Origin of the sequence: Roseovarius amoyensis (genome assembly GCF_003260265.1) — a bacterium.
In the GTDB taxonomy this organism is placed as follows: domain Bacteria; phylum Pseudomonadota; class Alphaproteobacteria; order Rhodobacterales; family Rhodobacteraceae; genus Roseovarius; species Roseovarius amoyensis.
Genome location: NZ_QITQ01000001.1, coordinates 288530 through 305818, shown reverse-complemented (window position 1 = coordinate 305818; position 17289 = coordinate 288530). Strand labels below are relative to the sequence as shown.

Genomic DNA, 17289 nt, shown 5'->3' with positions numbered 1-17289 from the left:
CGTTATCGCCGCGGCGTACGCCAGCCAGAGGGCGGGATGTCGCGGCTATAAAGCCGCAGCGCCAGCCCGATGATCACGCCCACCCCGATTGCCAGCGTCAGGTCGGCAACGACGGTCAGAACAAAGGTCAGCACCAGCAGGAACTGGTCCGATCGGCGCTCGCGCAGATAGCCGGCCCAGCGGTGTGGCTCGCTCATGTTCCAGGCGGTGATCATCAGCAAGCCGGCCAGCGCGGGCATCGCCAGGTAACCGGCCAGCGGCGCCGCCAGCAGCATCACCAGCAGGATCGTCACGGCATGCACGATGCCGGCAACGGGCGTGCGCCCGCCGGCGCGCACGTTGGTTGCGGTGCGCGCGATGGCGCCGGTGGCGGGCAACCCACCGAACAGCGCCGAGCCCAGGTTGGCGACGCCCTGCGCCAGCAATTCGGCATTGGGGCGGTGCCGGCCGCCGATCATCCGGTCGGCGACCATCGCCGATAGCAGCGATTCGACCCCGGCGAGGAACGCGATCACCAGCGCCGAGGGCAGCAGCTCGATCAAACGCTCGGGCGTTACCGATGGCAGGGTGGGCATCGGCAGGCTGCGCGGCAGGTCGCCGAAGCGTGACTGGATGGTATCGACCGGCAGCGTCGCCAGCGCCACCGCGGCCGACGTGACAGCGACCGCCACTATCAGCCCCGGTGCGCGCGGAAAGGCGCGGCGCAGCGCCACGATCAGCACCACCGTGACAATACCGGTCAGGGCGGTTGCGAGGCTGAAGGTGTCACGCACCTGCCACAGTGTTTCCAGCTTGGCAAAGAACTCTGCCGGCACCTCGTCGGCTTCGAGACCCAGAAAATCCTTTAGTTGGCTCGTGGCGATGACCACCGCGATGCCGAGGGTAAAGCCGTTGACCACCGGTTCGGGGACCAGCTGGATCAGCCGCCCGGCGCGCAAGAGCCCGCCGACCACCAGAATCGCGCCGGCCATCAGCGTGGCAAGGACCAGCCCGTCATAGCCGTGATCGGCAATGACGCCGTAGACCACGACGATAAAGGCGCCGGTGGGCCCGCCGATCTGTACCCGGCTGCCCCCGATCAGCGATATCAGGAACCCCGCGACGACAGCGGTCACCAGCCCTGTTGCCGGGTCGGCGCCCGAGGCGATGGCGATCGCTAGGCTGAGCGGCAGCGCCACCATCGCAACGGTGACGCCTGCGGTTATGTCGGCCAGAAAGGTCGGGCGGTCATAGTCCCTGACCGTGGTCAGGATTTTTGGCTGTCTTGGCAATGTAGGAATCCGGTATGTCGAAATGCGTACCTGATGACTGATTAAACCCACATGCGGGCAAAAAGCAAATGCGGCCGCATCTTTTGTCGCCTTGCCGCACCGCTTTGTCCGATTCCGGGCCAGCATGACCCGACAGGTCGGTTTCGGCAAAGATTTATTCGACATTGGGAATTTCCGGTGCAAGCCATTATGTGATAGGTCGGCGACAGCAAACAAAGGGGCCGTCGATGAACATCCTTACCGTCAAGCCGGGCAGCGCCATCGCGCGCGAGGATGCCGAGCAGGCGCTGTCGGTGCTGCGGGCCTGGGCCACCGGCGCCAGCCCCGAAGAGGTGGCCGACCTCGACCCCGCGGTTGCCAGGCTTTTGCCGCGGCGAGAGGTTTCCAACTATCCGACGCTTTCACGCGACTATCCGCAGGATTTCATCCCCGATGCAGCCTATCTTGTCTCGATGCCCGATCTGCAGAACGGACCGGCCTCGCTGATCAAGGGCGCGCGCCAGCACTTGCAGCATGTGGGGATTTCCAATTTCCGTCTGCCGATCCGGTTTCACACCCGCGACAACGGCGACCTGACGCTGGAAACCTCGGTGACCGGCACCGTCAGCCTGGAGCCCGGCAAGAAGGGCATCAACATGTCGCGCATCATGCGCAGCTTTTATCGGCACGCTGAAAAGACCTTCAGCTTCGAGGTGATCGAGGCGGTGCTTGACGACTATATTGCCGATCTCGACAGTCTCGATGCGCGGCTGCAGATGCAGTTTTCCTACCCGATGAAGATCCGCGCGCTGCGCTCGGGCTTGGAGGGGTTTCAGTACTACGATTTCACGCTGGAACTGGTCAACAAGGGCGGTGTGCGCCGCCGTTTCATGCATCTCGACTATGTCTATTCCTCGACCTGCCCGTGCTCGCTGGAACTCAGCGAACACGCCCGGCAGGCGCGCGGGCAACTGGCGACGCCGCATTCGCAGCGCTCGGTGGCGCGGATTTCGGTCGAACTCGCCCCCGGCGCGTCCGAATGCCTGTGGTTCGAGGACCTGATCGACATGGCCCGCGCGGCGGTGCCCACCGAAACCCAGGTCATGGTCAAGCGCGAGGATGAACAGGCCTTTGCCGAGCTCAACGCCGCCAACCCGATCTTTGTCGAGGATGCGGCGCGGCTTTTCTGCGAGCAGTTGCAGAATGACCCACGCATCGGCGATTTCCGCATCATCGCCAGCCACCAGGAAAGCCTGCACAGCCATGACGCCATCAGCGTGCTGACCGAGGGTCCCACATTCGAGACCCAAAGCATCGACCCCAAGCTGTTCAGAACGCTTTATCACATAGGCTGATCCGGCATGCTATGCACCCAGTGCAACCCTGACTTACCAGAATACCACTTTTAATGTCAGCATTGCAGACCTACCTTGTTCAGCAGGGAGGAGCCGACGCAAACAACGCGAGGTTCCAATGGCTACCGCAAGCACCGAAATTCATATCTCCGAACCCCAAAAAGGGTTTTTCGCGCGTGTCTTCGACGCAATGATTCACCGGATCGAGACCCAGGGCAACATGGCATCGCGCCGCCGCATGATCGAGACGCTCGAGGCAAAGAGCGACGCCGAACTGGCCAAAATGGGCCTGCGCCGTGAAAACATCGTGCATCACGTGTTCCGCGACCTCTACTACGTCTGATGCCCTGTGCGTCACCCCGGTCGGGGTGACGCTTGACAGATCCTGACGGGGCGGCCAAGGCTGCGCGCCATGGATGACATTCGCCCCGTCGGATACATCATCGGCCTGGCTGTGATGACGCTCGGTCTGACCATGTTCCTGCCGCTGGCGGTGGACATGGCGGAGGGGCGCGAACACTGGCCGGTCTTTGTCGAAAGCGCGCTGCTATCCATCATGATCGGCGGGCTGGTGGCGCTGGCATGCCGCAATGGCGTGCGCGAAGGGCTGACCATCCGGCAAGCATTCGTTCTGACCACAGGGGTCTGGGCGGTGCTGCCGCTTTTCGGCTCGCTCCCCTTCATGCTGGGCGAAACCCAGGCCAGCTTTACCGATGCCTATTTCGAGGCGATGTCGGGCGTGACCACGACCGGCACCACCGTGTTCGAGGGACTGGACGATCTGCCGCGCGGGTTGCTTATGTGGCGCGGCATCCTGCAATGGCTGGGCGGGCTGGGGATTGTCATCGTCGCGCTGGTGTTTCTGCCTATCATGCGCGTGGGTGGGATGCAGTTCTTTACCTCGGAAGGGTTCGACACCTTCGGCAAGGTGTTGCCGCGGGCGGTCGACATCTCGAAGGGCGTTCTGAACATCTACCTGCTGCTGACCTTCGCCTGCATCGTTTGCTATATCATCCTGGGCCTGTCGCCCTTTGACGCCACTGCGCATGCCCTGACGACCATCTCCACCGGGGGTTTTTCCACCCGCGATGCGTCTTTCGGCACCTTCGGGGCGCCGGCGCAATATGCCGCCATCATCTTCATGATCCTGGCCAGCATGCCGTTCGTGCGGCTGATGCAGGGCGTGAACGGCGATTTTCGCCCGTTCCTGCGCGACCCGCAGGCGCGGGCCTATGCGCTGTGGGTGTTTTACGCCTTTGCCTTCGTGGCGCTGTACGAACTGGTGGTCAGCGGCGGTTTGACCGAGGCCGCGGCGCGCGAGCGGCTGTTCAACCTCGCCTCGATCTTTTCCGGCACCGGTTACGGCGATGGCGATGTCACCGCCTGGGGGGCGGGGCCGTTCATGGTGCTGATCCTTGCCGGCGCCATCGGCGGCTGCACCGGTTCGACCGGGTGTTCGGTCAAGGTTTTCCGCTACCAGATCCTGTTTCGGGCCATCGGCCTGCAACTCAAGCGCATCTTCAACCCGCATGGCGTCTTTGTCCTGCGCTATGGCGGCCGGCGGGTGGATGATGACGTGCTGCATTCGGTTATGACGCTGCTGACGCTGTTCATCCTGCTATTCGGCCTTTTCACCGTGGCGCTGGAGATGACGGGCCTCACCTTTACCGAATCCGTGACCGGCGCGTGGACCGCGCTTTACAACATCGGGCCGGCATTCGGCCCCGGGGTGGGGCCGACCGGCGCCGTTGACGGCTTTCCCGAGTCGGCGAAATGGCTGATGATCCTGGCGATGCTGGTCGGCCGGCTGGAGGTGGTGTCGGTGCTGGTGCTGCTGTTGCCCTCCTTCTGGCGGAACTGACACGAGAGGGGGATCGCGCGCCCCGTATCCCGTGACGGGGCCGAGGGGGGGGGCGAAAAAGGGGGGCACGCGATGACCGACAAGACGGACAAGGTGGTGCGCGCACAGATCTCGCCCCGCGCGGTGGCCGCACACAACCCCGATTTCTGTGCCCTGTCGCGGGCCTATGGCGCTCTGGCCGAGGCGGCGACCGCCCCCGAAGACGTCGCCGCGGCGGTGCTGCGCGCGTTCAATGCCGACCGGCCCACGCTGATCCACGTCACCCCGTCGTTTTAGGGCTAAAGCGGGGGCAGCGAACCGCGCCCCGGGCTTGACCCGGGGAGTGGCTGGGGCGTGACAGGTCCGATACGACGCCCCGCTATCAGTCCCAGCAGCTGACCAGAACGGTCATGCCGGTGGTGCGTTCGGCCAGCGTTTCGGGCGAGAGCGGCAGACGGTCCTGCGATTCCCCGGGGGTTACGCCGGCATCGGCCAGCACCGCGCGCAGCGCGTCGGCATCGGCGGCAAAGCTTACGCCGTCGGGCAGTTGCCGGTCCTGCTGGCGCAGGGGCAGCAGCATGCCCAGCACCGCGCCGTAGCTGTCCACCACCGGCCCGCCGGCATCGCCTTCGAGCGCGTTGAGCGCCAGGCGCTTGAGCTCCGGCTCGCCGCCAAGGCCGCGCAAATCGGCCAGTTCGCCATAGGTCAGCGTCGGCGCGCCCAGCACGCCGCCATAGGGATAGCCGGAAAGGGCGATCTCGGACTTGATGCGCGGCATCGCGCTGGCAAAGGCGGCCACGTTGATGGGCGCCATCGGATCGACCGGGCGCAGCACCGCCACGCCAAGCCGGTTTTCGACGGCGATGACCTGCGCGTCGTAATCCTCGTCCAGCGTCACCCGTTCGCAGCCCTGCACCGCCTCCAGCGTCGTCAGCACCGTGCCCCGCGCATCGACGAAAAAGCCCGAGCGCGACACCTTGGGCGCCCGGATTTCAAGACCGGCAATCAGGTCGATGCGCTCTTCGGTATCGTTGCCTGCAGCTGGGTCGAGCACGCCTTCGATGCGCTGGAAACTGGCCTGCATTTCATCCATCAGACGGGTGCGGCGGTCCTCGTCGCCGGCGGGCCATATCAGGGTAAAGCCCTTGATCTGGCCGTCGCGCAGCGTCACCTGCGTCTGCGACACGATCCGGTCGTCACGCCCGATCAGGGTAAAGTTGTCGCCATTCACCTCGCGCGGGCCATCAAGCGGCACGATCTCCAGCGTCTGCATGATGTCGTATAGCCCGGCCATGGTGTTGCGGTCGCCGGGCTGGCTGATCAGCAGCACCCGGACATCCGGCATTGCGCCGCTCGCGTTGAAATGCGCGAAAGGCGGATCGTAGCGGTCAAACGCGACCACCCCCAGCGGCAGTTTCATCTGGATGCCAGCGGCATCGTCGCGCACGGTGCGCAGCCCCAGCCCGTCAAGCACGGTGTTGTAGCTGTTCAACAGCTGGACGCGCTGGCGCGTGGTCAATATGCCGGTGGGTTCAAACCCGTTATCACGCTGCCACGCGGCCATCGCCGCGCGCGTGCCCGGCCCAAAGGCGGCGTCGATGACGCTTGAATAATAACCGGCCCATTGCAGAGCTTCCTGGATCTGGGCGCGTTCCTCGCGGGTCAGACGGGCCTCGTTCTGGCGTGCCTCGGCGGTGGTTTCGAACGGGATTTCGGGCTCCGGCACGATTTGCGGGGCCTGATTGTCCTGGGCATTGGCGGTGGTAAATGGGAATGCAAGAACGAGCGAGAAAAGAACGGCGGTCGCAATACGCGTCATGAAGATACCTTTTTATCTGGGCCTTGTTTGTCGGTCCTGACGCCTTTTCTAACAAAAACGGCCGCGCTTGCACCCAAAATATGCGCGCGGGCGCGATTGACCCCGCCCGGCGCGCGCCGTAGGTAGTGGCCGAGCCCGTCAAGGGCCCGCAAAAGGGGCGGAAATGGCGCAAAATCAGGAAAAACCCCGCAGTTTTCAGGATGTCATCCTGCGGCTTCAATCCTATTGGGCGGCGCAGGGCTGTGCCATGCTTCAGCCCTATGACATGGAGGTGGGCGCAGGCACCTTTCACCCCGCCACCACGCTGCGCAGCCTGGGTTTGCGGCCCTGGGCCGCGGCCTATGTCCAGCCCTCGCGCAGGCCCACCGACGGGCGCTATGGCGAAAACCCCAACCGATTGCAGCATTATTACCAGTACCAGGTGCTGATCAAACCCAGCCCGCCCGGGCTGCAGGAACTCTATCTCGGTTCTCTCGAGGCCATCGGCATCGACCTGCGGCTGCACGACGTCCGCTTTGTCGAGGACGACTGGGAAAGCCCGACGCTGGGCGCTTGGGGCCTGGGGTGGGAGGTCTGGTGCGACGGTATGGAGGTCAGCCAGTTCACCTATTTCCAGCAGGTGGGCGGGCATGACTGCGCCCCCGTCTCGGGCGAGCTGACATACGGGCTGGAACGGCTGGCGATGTATGTGCTGGGGGCGGATCACGTGATGGATATGCCCTTCAACGACCCCAACACTCCCATTCCGCTCAGCTATGGTGATGTCTTTCGCCAGGCCGAAGAGGAATACAGCCGCTACAACTTTGACGTCGCCAACACCGATGTCCTGTTCAAGCAGTTCGAAGAGGCCGAGGCCGAATGCGCCGCCATCCTGGGAAACCCGGTCGACGACCCCAAGACCGGCAAGCGCATCGTCATGGCGCAGCCCGCCTATGACCAGTGCATCAAGGCCAGCCACATCTTTAACCTGCTGGATGCGCGCGGCGTGATCTCTCCGACCGAACGGCAGGCCTATATCGGCCGCGTGCGGGCGCTGGCGAAACAATGCGCCGATGCCTTTGTGCAGACAGAGGCAGGGGGCTGGGCCGCGTGACGGGCAAGCTGATGGCCATCGCCATCGTCGTCACCGCGCTGGTGGCGGGCGTGGCGGTCTATTACCTGCAGGTCTATGCGTTCTATGAACGCCTGACGCCTTCGGGACCTGCCGACGTGCAGATGACCGTGGCCGCAACCGGCCAGGCCGAGCCGCTGGCGCATACCGATTTCCAGGCCATCGACGCGGACAGCTCGCCGATCCGCTATCGGTCCTGTTTTCACATATCCGGGGACCCGGACGCGCTGACTGAGCGCTATCTGCCCTATGACGGTCCGGTGCCGTTGCAGGCGCCCGGCTGGTTCGACTGTTTCGATGCCGACGCCATTGGCGAGGCGCTCGAGGACGGTCGCGCGCGGGCCTATTTGGGGCAGGAGAACATCCACTATGGCATCGACCGCGTCGTCGCGATAACCGCGGACGGCGACGGTTATGCCTGGCACCAGATCAACGCCTGTGGCCGGGTCGTTTTCGACGGCCGTCCCGCGCCCGAGGGCTGCCCACCCGCGCCGGAAGGATACTGAGCGATGCCTGATCTTCTGATCGAACTCTTCTCCGAGGAAATCCCCGCGCGGATGCAGGCGCGTGCCGCCGATGACCTGCGCCGGCTGATGACCGACGGTCTGGTCGAGGCCGGGCTGACCTATGCCGGCGCGGCAGCGTTCTCGACGCCCCGGCGGCTGACGCTGGCGGTCGAGGGGCTGCTGGATGAATGCCCTGCCGTCACCGAGGAACGCCGCGGCCCGCGCACTGACGCGCCGGAAAAGGCGATCGAGGGATTCCAGCGCTCTGCCGGTGTGGCGCGCGAAGACCTGGAGATCCGCGACGACAAGAAGGGGCAGGTCTACATCGCCCGCATCACCCGCCCCGGACGGCCCGCCGCCGACATCGTGGCCGAGGTGCTGGAACAGGTGGTCCGCAATTTCCCCTGGCCCAAGTCGATGCGCTGGGGGGCGGGCAGCCTGCGCTGGGTGCGGCCGCTGCATTCGGTGCTGTGCATTCTGACCAATTCCGCCGGCGAGGCGCATGTCGTACCGCTGGAAATCGACGGGCTGCGCGCCGGCGACACGACCGAGGGCCACCGTTTCATGGGCACGGGCCGCTTTGCCGTGACCGGGTACGAGGATTACGCCGCGCGTCTGCGGCGCGACAAGGTGATGCTTGACCCGGCCGAGCGCGCGCGCCACATCCTGCAGGAGGCCGAGAACCTGGCCTTTGCCGCCGGGATGGAGCTGGTCGCCGATGACGGGCTCTTGGCCGAGGTGGCGGGGCTGGTGGAATGGCCCGTCGCCCTGATGGGCGAGATCGGCCAAGAGTTTATGGAACTGCCCGCCGAGGTGCTGCAGACCAGCATGCGCGAGCACCAGAAGTTCTTTTCTGTCCGCAACCCGAAAACCGGGCGGATCGAGCGTTTCATCACCGTCGCCAATATCGAGACCGCCGATCACGGCGCCACCATCCTTGCGGGCAACGGCAAAGTGCTGGCGGCGCGGCTGTCGGACGCCAGGTTCTTTTGGCTCAACGATTTGCGCGTGGCGCGCGCGGGCATGGGGCCGTGGCTGGAACAGCTTGGCTCGGTCACCTTCGAGCGGCAGCTGGGCAGCCAGGCGGCGCGCATCGCCCGCATCCGCGCACTGGCCCGCGACCTGGGCCCGCTTGTCGGTGCCGACGCGGACCAGGCCGACGAGGCCGCGCGCGTGGCCAAGGCCGACCTGAGTTCCGAGATGGTTTATGAGTTCCCCGAACTGCAGGGTGTGATGGGCAGCTATTACGCGCGCGAGGCGGGCCTACCCGATGCCGTGGCAGTGGCCTGTGCGGAACATTACGCGCCGCTCGGCCCGTCAGACGCGGTGCCGGTCGCGCCGGTTTCTGTCGCCGTGGCGCTGGCCGACAAGCTGGATACGCTGACAGGGTTCTGGGCCATCGACCAGCGGCCCACGGGGTCGAAAGACCCCTTCGCCCTGCGCCGCGCCGCACTGGGGGTGATCCGCATCGTGCTGGAAAATGGCCTGCAGCTAAAGCTCGACCGCCATGTCGATGCCCAGCTTCTGCGCCATAAGATCGCGCTGAATGCCCGCAAGGCCAGCGAGGGCGAGATCGACACGCTGGAGGAAATCCTGCGCGAGGTGGCCGAGCGTGGGGTGTTCGGCGCGGCCTTTCGCGCGGTGATCGACCGCATCGGGCGGGGCGACGGCGCCCCCGATACGGGCGAAGGCAGCCTGCTGCGCAGCATCGGCGATCTGGTGCCGGACCTGTCGACCGACCTGCTGGCGTTCCTGCATGACCGGCTCAAGGTGTATCTGCGCGACGAGGGGCTGCGCCATGATGTCATCGACGCCTGCCTTGAACTGGACGGCGGCGACGACCTGGCGCTGATCGTGGCCCGCGCGCGGGCGTTGCAGGAGGTGCTGACCACCGAGGATGGCGAAAACCTGGTGCAGGGTTTCAAGCGCGCCAACAACATCCTGACCCAGGCCGAGGAACGCGACGGGGTCGAATATTCCTATGGCGCCGACGTGAAATTTGCTGAAGGGCCCGAGGAAAAAGCGCTGTTTGCCGCGCTCGACGCCGCCGAGGGGGCAATCGCCAAGGCGGTGGAGGCCGAGGATTTCACCGCCGCGATGGCCGCGATGGCGGCGCTGCGCGCCCCCATCGACGCCTTTTTCGAGGCGGTGCAGGTCAACACCGATAACGCGGTGGTGCGCCGCAACCGCCTGAACCTGCTCAGCCGTATCCGGATGATCTGCCTGCAGGCGGCGGACCTGAGCAAGCTGGAAGGGTAGGGGCTCTGGCCCCGCCCCGGCCACCGTGCCGGGCCCCGGGCCAAGCCCGGGGCGGTGGAAATGGGCAGGTGCTATGCGCTCAGGCGCCTGCATGACAGAATCCTTGCCTTTGCGGACACGAAGCGCAATGATGCCGCGGTGCAGAAAAAAGACCCTGATATCACCCTGATCACGGCCGAAGCGCCGATAGCGGCCACCACTCATGGCGGCCGGGCCAAGTGCCTGCAACGGCTGGTGCGGCTCGACCTGCCGGTGCCGTGCACGCTGGCGCTGTCGTTCCAGACCGTGCGCCGCATCGCTGCGGGCGACCGGCCCGACCCGGCGCAGCTGTTATCGCCGTTCGATCACGACGCCATCCTGTGCGTGCGCCCCTCGTCCGAAGATCCCGATTGGGGCGGGCCGGGCGCGGTGCTGAACATCGGCATGAACGACGCCCGCTACGTCGAGTTTTCCGAACGCATCGGAAAGACCGCCGCCGCCGCGCTGTATCTGCGCTTTGTCCAGAGCTTTGCCGTGCATGTGGCGCGGCTCGACCCCGATGTGTTCGACGATGTCGATCCCGACCCGGTGAAGGGGCTGAAACAGGCCCTCGCGGCCTATGAGGAAGAGACCGAAGAGGAATTCCCCCAGGAACCCGCTGCGCAACTGACCGAGGTTCTGCGCTCGATGGCGCGGGCCTGGGAGGGCACCAGCGCGCGGCTGCTGCGCCAGGCCAAGGGCGCGCCGGCCAATGCCGGGCTGGGGCTGGTGGTGCAGGAAATGGCGCTGGGGCTGGGCGAGGGCGAATGCGGCTCGGGTGTCATGCAACTGGTCAACACTCAGACCGGCGCGCGCCAGATCACCGGCCGCTACCTGAGCCAGAGCCAGGGCCGTGACGCGCTGCAAGGGGGCGCCGACGCGCTGTTTCTGGAACGCGACCCGCGCGGCCCCTCGCTGGAGGAACTGGCGCCCGAGGCGTTTGCCCGGCTCAAGGCCTATACCGCGCTCATGCGCAAGCGGCTGCGCGAGGAAATGCAGGCGGAATTCACCATCGAGAACGGCAAGGTGTTCCTGCTGGACGGCGTGCGGGTGACGCGCAGCGCGCGTGCCGCCATCGCCATCGCCGTGGCGCTGGCCGAGGATGGCATCATCTCGCGCGAAGAGGCGCTGATGCGCATCGAACCCCGGGCGCTGAATGAGCTGCTGCACCGGCAGGTCGATCCGACCGTGCCCCGCGACCGGCTGGGGCGCGGCATCGGCGCCAGCCCCGGCGCCGCCAGCGGGCGGATCGTCTTTACCTCGACCGAGGCCCAGGCCAGCGCCGCGCGCGGCGAGCCTTGCGTGCTGGTGCGGCGCGAAACCAGCTCCGAGGATATTCGCGGCATGCACGCCGCCGTTGGCGTGATGACCCATCGCGGCGGCATGACCAGTCACGCCGCCGTCATCGGCCGGGGGCTGGGCAAGCCCTGCGTGGTCGGCGTGACGGACATCCAGATCGACATGCGCCGCGAGCAGCTGGTCTTTCCCGGCGGGCGGGTGCTGAAGGCGGGCGACTCGATCACCATCGACGGCACCAGCGGCGATGTCCTGGCCGGCGACACCCCGCTGCTGGAGGCCACCCGCGACCCGGCGCTGGCGACCCTGATGAGCTGGGCCGACGCCGTCCGCGACATAGCCGTGCGTGCCAATGCCGACACCCCCGCCGATGCCGGGGTCGCGCGCACCTTCAAGGCCGAAGGCATCGGCCTGTGCCGGACCGAGCACATGTTTTTCGAATCCGACCGCCTGACCGTCATGCGCGAGATGATCTTTGCCGACACGGGCGAGGACCGCGCAGCGGCGCTGGAGCGGCTCTTGCCGATGCAGCGGGCCGATTTCATCGACCTGTTCCGCATCATGCAGGGCCAGCCGGTCTGCATCCGGCTGTTCGACCCGCCGCTGCACGAATTCCTGCCCTCCGACCGCTCGGGCCTGCGCGAGCTGGCCGAAGCGCTGGACCTGCCGCTGTCCGACGTGACCCGGCGGGTCGAGACGCTGGGCGAATACAACCCCATGCTGGGCCTGCGCGGCGTGCGTCTGGGCGTTACCATGCCAGAGATCTACGAGATGCAGGCGCGCGCAATATTCGAGGCGACGGTCGATGCCAGCCGCGAGGGCGCGCCGGTGGTGCCCGAGATCATGATTCCGCTGGTCAGCGCCCGGCGCGAGGTGGAACTGGTCAAGACCCGCATCGACGCGGTGGCGGCGGCGGTGCGCAACGAGACCGGGCAGGAGTTCACCTATCGCCTCGGCGTCATGGTCGAAACCCCGCGTGCGGCGCTGCGCGCCGGTGAGATCGCGCCGCTGGTGTCGTTCCTCAGCTTTGGCACCAACGATCTGACGCAGATGACCTATGGCCTCAGCCGCGACGATGCGGGGCGGTTCATGTCGGCCTATGTGCAGCAGGGCGTCTTTCCCGAGGATCCGTTTCACCGGCTGGATGCCGACGGGGTGGGCGAACTGCTGGAGATCGCCGCCGAACGGGGGCGCAAGGCCAAGCCGGGCCTTGTCTTGTCGATCTGCGGCGAACACGGCGGCAACCCCGAATCGATTGCCTTTTGCCGCGAGGCGGGGTTTGATTATGTTTCCTGCTCGCCTTTCCGCGTGCCGGTGGCGCGACTTGCTGCCGCACAGCTGGCTGTGAAAAGCAAAATAACACAAGACGTTGACCCGATAGTGCGATGATCTGGCACATATAGGGACTCAAACTTTACCGATATTTCATGCTATGGTCCGCCTGCATCCGCCGGGGTGGACGCCGCTGCCGGTTCGGCCTATGTCCCCCGGATGCCCGGGGTCAGGTGGCCCGAATAAGGGGGAATTCACATGTTCCGATTTGGTTTTTCGCTGCTGCTGGCAGCGGCTGGACTTGTTTTTGTCGCAGGCACGGCATCGGCCGATACGCCGCTTGGCAAGGTTTTCGACACCGAACGCCGCGCCATCGACAGCCAGCCGGACGATCGGCTTGCCAGCCTCATGACCCGGCCCGATCTGTCGGTGGAATACTCGCCTCAGTGGCTGGCCTCTCAGAGTTTCAAAGCCAGCGGCAGCGACTGGCGTTGTCTGGCCGAGGCACTGTATTTCGAGGCCCGCGGCGAAAGCGTCAAGGGTCAGTTCGCCGTGGCCGAGGTCATTCTCAATCGTGTCGACAGCGGCGTCTATCCCGACGATGTCTGTGCCGTCGTGCACCAGGGCACGGGCCGCAAGTACCAGTGCCAGTTCACCTATACCTGCGACGGGCACGAAGATGTGATCGCAGAGCCGGACGCCTTCAAACGGGTGGGGAAAATCGCGTATCTGATGGTGTCCGGCGCCCCGCGTCCGCTGACCAAGGGCGCCACCCATTACCATACCCGTGCCGTCAGCCCCCGCTGGGCGCGCCGCCTTTCCCACACGGCCAGCATCGGCGTGCACGAGTTCTATCGCATGCCCACGAGGCTGAGTTCGAACTGAGCCGGCACCACAGGCCAAAAACCGGTTGACTCGGGCGCGCGGCCCGATACAAGGCAGGCTTCACGGGAATTTCACGGGCGCCGCCGCGCGCCCGGCGCAGGAGACAGGACATGGCTAAGCCGACCACTATCAAGATCCGCCTCAACTCGACCGCGGGCACTGGCCATTTCTACGTGACCAAAAAGAACGCGCGCACGATGACCGAAAAGATGACGGCGCGGAAATACGACCCCGTCGTGCGCAAGCATGTCGAGTACAAGGAAGGCAAGATCAAGTAGCATCCTGCCGCAGCACTGAACGAAAGGCCGCACCGTCATGGTAGCGGCCTTTTCTGATTCCGGTGGTGTGGGTATCGGGACAGGGGCCGGACCGTCAGCGCGTCGGCCATGCCGACGAAAAAGGCCGACCCGATTGGGCCGGCCTCTGCCGTCGATCTGGAGGGATCGGTTATTCGCGGCTGCCGAAGAGATGCAGCAGCATCATGAACATGTTGATGAAGTCGAGATAGAGCCGCAGCGCGCCCATGATGGCGGACTTGCCCAGCCATTCGCTGTCGCCGTGATGGGCGTGGGCGACATACTCGTTCTTGATGTCCTGGGTGTCATAGGCGGTCAGCCCGGCAAAGATCAGCACGCCGATGACCGAGATCGCGAACATGATCGCCGACGAGGCGAGGAAGATGTTGACGATCGAGGCTACGATCAGGCCGATCAGCCCCATGATCAGAAAGCTGCCCCAGCCGGAGATGTCTTTCTTGGTGGTGTAGCCCCAAAGCGACAGCCCGGCAAAAGAGATCGACGTGATCAGGAACACCTGCCAGATGGAAAAGCCTGTGAAGGCCATGAATATCCAGCTCAGCGACAGGCCCATCACCGCCGCAAAGGTGTAGAAGAACAGCTGTGCCGCCGCTGCCGACAGCCGGTTCAGAACCGCGCCGAAGGCAAAGACCATGATCAGCGGCGCGAACATCACGATATAACCCAGGATGTTCGGTTGCAGCGTGGCCGGGTTGCGAAACACTGAAAGCAATGCAGGGCTGGTGCCGACGGCCCATGCCACGGCAAAGGTCAGCAGCATGCCCACGGACATCGTGCCGTAGACCTTGTTCATGTGGGCGCGCAGGCCCGCGTCAACCTGGGCGCTGCGGGTGCCCGCTGCCGTCCGGATCGTGTTGAATTCAGCCATTAAAGCCTCCGATTGATAATCACCCCAGCCCGCGACGCGGGCGTTGCTGACAATATCGGTCGGCCTTGCCTTCATTTCAAGCCTTTCCGGGCCTGCGCGGCCCGGAATATGGCTTTTCAGGCAATCCAGTTTCGCGGCACGTCCCAAACCGGGCGGCGGGCCTCTTGCCGGGCCTCGTCGCGGCTGATGCCGATATCGTCCAGCCTGCTGTCATCGAGGTGCGCAAGGGCGCGGCGCTGACGCCAGACCGCCAGGATCTCGCGCAACGCGATGCGACGTCCCAGCGCGCGGGTGCGGCTGTGCGGGCGGATCATGTAGGTCATGGCGTTTACCTTTCCTGAATCGGATGGTTTCCGGCGTTTTGATGTTTCTTGTTGATGTATATGATTGATGCGTTATGATTTTGAAAACGAATGTTTGTGACGAATGTCATCAGGGAGTGTGATGAGTGCGGAACCTCGACATGACCACGCTGCGTTCTTTCGTGGCGGTCGCCGAACAGGGCGGCGTCACCCGTGCGGCCACGGCGCTGAACCTGACGCAATCGGCGGTGTCGATGCAGCTCAAGCGGCTGGAGGATCTGTTGGGTGTGAACCTGCTTGACCGCAGCGGCCGGCGCATCGCGCTGACGGCCTCGGGCGAGCTGCTCTTGACCTATGCACGCCGCCTGGTCGATCTGAATGACGAAACCGTGGGCCGGCTGACCGACGACACCTATGAGGGCGAACTGGTGTTTGGGGCGCCCTATGACATCGTCTATCCGGTTATTCCGCAGGTGCTGAAACGCTTTAACGCCACCTATCCGCGGATGAAGGTGCAGTTGAAATCCTCCAGCACGGTAAAGCTGCGCGAGGCGCTGGGCAGGGGAGAGGTGGACCTGATCCTGACCACCGAGGAACGGCTGGCGCCGGGCGGCGAGACGCTGACCGAGATGCCGCTGCGCTGGGTTGGCGCGCCAGGCGGGCAATGCTGGAAAAAGCGCCCGCTGCGGCTGGCCTTCTGCAACCTGTGCATCTTCCGCTCACCGGTGCTGCGCCGGCTGGACGCCGCCGGTATCGACTGGGAGATGGTGGTGGATTCCGACGACGACCGGTCGGTCGAGGCGCTGATCAGCGCCGACCTGGCGGTTGGCGCGCTGCTGGAGAACAGCATCCCCCCGCACCTGGAGGCGGTCGCAACCGGCGGTGCGCTGCCCGATCTGGGGATTCAGATGATCAACATGTACGGGGCGCAGGGGCGCGCAGCGCTTGTGGAAGAGCTATCCGACATGCTGCGGCAGGGATTTGCCGCGCTCAAGGCGCCTCTGGTGGCGACGGGGTGATCACCACCTTGCCGGTCGAGCGGCGCGTGCGCAGCAGTTCCAGCCCCTCATCGGCGCGTTCCAGCGGCAGGGTGTGGCTGACATGGGGTTTCAGCCGGCCCTCCTCGTACCAGGAAAACAGCGTTGTCAGGCTGTCGCGCAGAACCTCGGGGCGGAACGCCATGTAGCCGCCCCAGTAAAAGCCCAGGACCGAGATATTCTTGACCAGCAGGTGATTGGCCGGGATCTGAGGCAACTCGCCGCTGGCAAAGCCGATGATCAGGATGCGCGCATCTGGCCGGCAGCCGCCAAGTGCCGCGCGAAAGCCCGGGCCGCCGACCGGGTCATAGACCACGTCGATGCCGCCCAGTTCCTTGCACCGGGCGCGGATGTCGTCCTTACCCGAGTCGATGACGATATCGGCGCCGGCGGCGTGCGCCACCTTCAGCTTGTCGGCCCCGCGCGCGCAGGCGATGACCCGTGCACCCATCTGCTTGCCGATCTCGACCGCGGTCAGCCCGACCCCGCCAGCCGCGCCCAGCACCAACAGCGTCTCACCGGGCTGCAATCCGGCGCGGTGGCTGAGCGCCACATGGCTGGTGCCATAGGCGATCTGGAATGCCGCCGCATCGACCATCGGCATCGCATCGGGCAGAGGAACGCAGCGATCGGCCGGGAAACAGCCGAATTCGGCCAGCCCGCCATGCCCGCCGAAAACGGCCACGCGCCGGCCCGCCCACCCGTTGTCGACCCCATCGCCGCAGGCGTCGACGACGCCGGCCACTTCCATCCCCAGGGTAAAGGGCAGCGGCGGCATGTCTTGGTATTCCCCCCGTATCATAAGCAGATCGGCAAAATTTAGACCGCATGCCCCGATCCTCAGCCGCACCTGGCCCGGTTCGGGCTCGGGAAACGGTAGTTCGGTCAGGGCGGGGGGGTGGTCGTTGGGCAGGGCCTGGTAGGCGCGCAAGGCGTACCCTCCATGAATTTGCTGGATTAAGGTGTTGTGAAACAATGACAAACGGGATGATGCCTGTCAATCGCACAAGGTTGTTTCGGGGAAAAGGACACATTGTCCTGCACGTTTGAATTGCATTTGATCAGATTCTCAGGCAATGGTTGGTGACGGTTGTACTTGTAAATTTTGGTACACGCGTTACGCTAGCTGGGCGCTGCAGGCATGCGCTACGGCA

Annotated in this window: 16 protein-coding genes; 11 read left to right on the top strand and 5 right to left on the bottom strand. The window is 65.1% G+C overall.

Features of this window, described 5'->3' with window-relative positions; all coding sequences use genetic code 11:
- Positions 1-2: 2 nt before the first annotated feature.
- Entirely contained in the window at positions 3-1271 is a 1269-nt protein-coding gene (locus DL899_RS01490; RefSeq protein ID WP_239494561.1) for a SulP family inorganic anion transporter, read from the bottom strand.
- A gap of 227 nt (positions 1272-1498) precedes the next feature.
- Between DL899_RS01490 and folE2 the strand changes: the two genes are divergently transcribed.
- From folE2 to DL899_RS01470, 4 genes are all read left to right on the top strand, one after another.
- The gene (gene folE2 / locus DL899_RS01485) at positions 1499-2605 is read left to right on the top strand and encodes a GTP cyclohydrolase FolE2 (protein ID WP_111731986.1); all 1107 of its coding nucleotides are present in this window, start codon (positions 1499-1501) and stop codon (positions 2603-2605) included.
- Positions 2606-2723: 118 nt separating this feature from the next.
- A complete protein-coding gene (locus DL899_RS01480) occupies positions 2724-2948 on the top strand; it encodes a hypothetical protein (protein ID WP_111731985.1) in 225 nt (74 codons plus the stop codon).
- A 69-nt stretch (positions 2949-3017) separates the two neighbouring features.
- Complete coding sequence (locus DL899_RS01475) at positions 3018-4466, top strand: TrkH family potassium uptake protein (RefSeq protein WP_111731984.1); 1449 nt, start codon at positions 3018-3020, stop codon at positions 4464-4466.
- Between the two features lie 72 nt (positions 4467-4538).
- Positions 4539-4742, top strand: a complete 204-nt coding sequence (locus DL899_RS01470) for a thiamine pyrophosphate-dependent enzyme (RefSeq protein WP_111731983.1) — start codon at positions 4539-4541, stop codon at positions 4740-4742.
- Between the two features lie 85 nt (positions 4743-4827).
- Here the strand turns inward: DL899_RS01470 and DL899_RS01465 are convergent, their stop codons facing one another.
- The gene (locus DL899_RS01465; protein ID WP_111731982.1) at positions 4828-6264 is read right to left on the bottom strand and encodes a serine protease; all 1437 of its coding nucleotides are present in this window, start codon (positions 6262-6264) and stop codon (positions 4828-4830) included.
- A gap of 163 nt (positions 6265-6427) precedes the next feature.
- Between DL899_RS01465 and DL899_RS01460 the strand changes: the two genes are divergently transcribed.
- The 6 genes from DL899_RS01460 (at position 6428) to rpmG (ending at position 13889) form a co-directional block, all read left to right on the top strand.
- Positions 6428-7357 (top strand): glycine--tRNA ligase subunit alpha, encoded by a 930-nt coding sequence (locus tag DL899_RS01460; protein ID WP_111731981.1) that lies wholly within the window; start codon positions 6428-6430, stop codon positions 7355-7357.
- On the top strand, positions 7354-7881 hold the full coding sequence (locus DL899_RS01455) for a DUF6446 family protein (protein WP_239494560.1): 528 nt from the start codon (positions 7354-7356) through the stop codon (positions 7879-7881). The genes DL899_RS01460 and DL899_RS01455 overlap by 4 nt, the downstream gene beginning before the upstream one ends.
- A 3-nt stretch (positions 7882-7884) precedes the next feature.
- Positions 7885-10140 (top strand): glycine--tRNA ligase subunit beta, encoded by a 2256-nt coding sequence (gene glyS / locus DL899_RS01450; RefSeq protein WP_111731979.1) that lies wholly within the window; start codon positions 7885-7887, stop codon positions 10138-10140.
- A gap of 60 nt (positions 10141-10200) precedes the next feature.
- The gene (locus DL899_RS01445; RefSeq protein WP_204355226.1) at positions 10201-12843 is read left to right on the top strand and encodes a putative PEP-binding protein; all 2643 of its coding nucleotides are present in this window, start codon (positions 10201-10203) and stop codon (positions 12841-12843) included.
- A 141-nt stretch (positions 12844-12984) separates the two neighbouring features.
- Positions 12985-13611 carry a cell wall hydrolase gene (locus tag DL899_RS01440; protein WP_111731978.1) on the top strand — a complete coding sequence of 209 codons (627 nt, stop codon included), beginning with the start codon at positions 12985-12987 and terminating at the stop codon, positions 13609-13611.
- A 110-nt stretch (positions 13612-13721) separates the two neighbouring features.
- On the top strand, positions 13722-13889 hold the full coding sequence (gene rpmG / locus DL899_RS01435) for a 50S ribosomal protein L33 (protein ID WP_111731977.1): 168 nt from the start codon (positions 13722-13724) through the stop codon (positions 13887-13889).
- A 169-nt stretch (positions 13890-14058) separates the two neighbouring features.
- On the opposite strand, the gene DL899_RS01430 is transcribed toward rpmG, so the two are convergent.
- Both DL899_RS01430 and DL899_RS01425 read right to left on the bottom strand, forming a co-directional pair.
- The gene (locus tag DL899_RS01430) at positions 14059-14796 is read right to left on the bottom strand and encodes a Bax inhibitor-1/YccA family protein (RefSeq protein WP_111732079.1); all 738 of its coding nucleotides are present in this window, start codon (positions 14794-14796) and stop codon (positions 14059-14061) included.
- A 116-nt stretch (positions 14797-14912) separates the two neighbouring features.
- Positions 14913-15119 (bottom strand): DUF1127 domain-containing protein, encoded by a 207-nt coding sequence (locus tag DL899_RS01425; RefSeq protein WP_111731976.1) that lies wholly within the window; start codon positions 15117-15119, stop codon positions 14913-14915.
- Between the two features lie 140 nt (positions 15120-15259).
- Here DL899_RS01425 and DL899_RS01420 point away from each other — a divergent pair, with 140 nt between their 5' ends.
- Positions 15260-16117, top strand: a complete 858-nt coding sequence (locus tag DL899_RS01420) for a LysR family transcriptional regulator (RefSeq protein WP_239494559.1) — start codon at positions 15260-15262, stop codon at positions 16115-16117.
- Here the strand turns inward: DL899_RS01420 and DL899_RS01415 are convergent.
- Positions 16089-17066 (bottom strand): NADPH:quinone oxidoreductase family protein, encoded by a 978-nt coding sequence (locus DL899_RS01415; protein ID WP_111731974.1) that lies wholly within the window; start codon positions 17064-17066, stop codon positions 16089-16091. The two genes, DL899_RS01420 and DL899_RS01415, sit on opposite strands and share 29 nt — an antisense overlap.
- Positions 17067-17289: the final 223 nt, after the last annotated feature.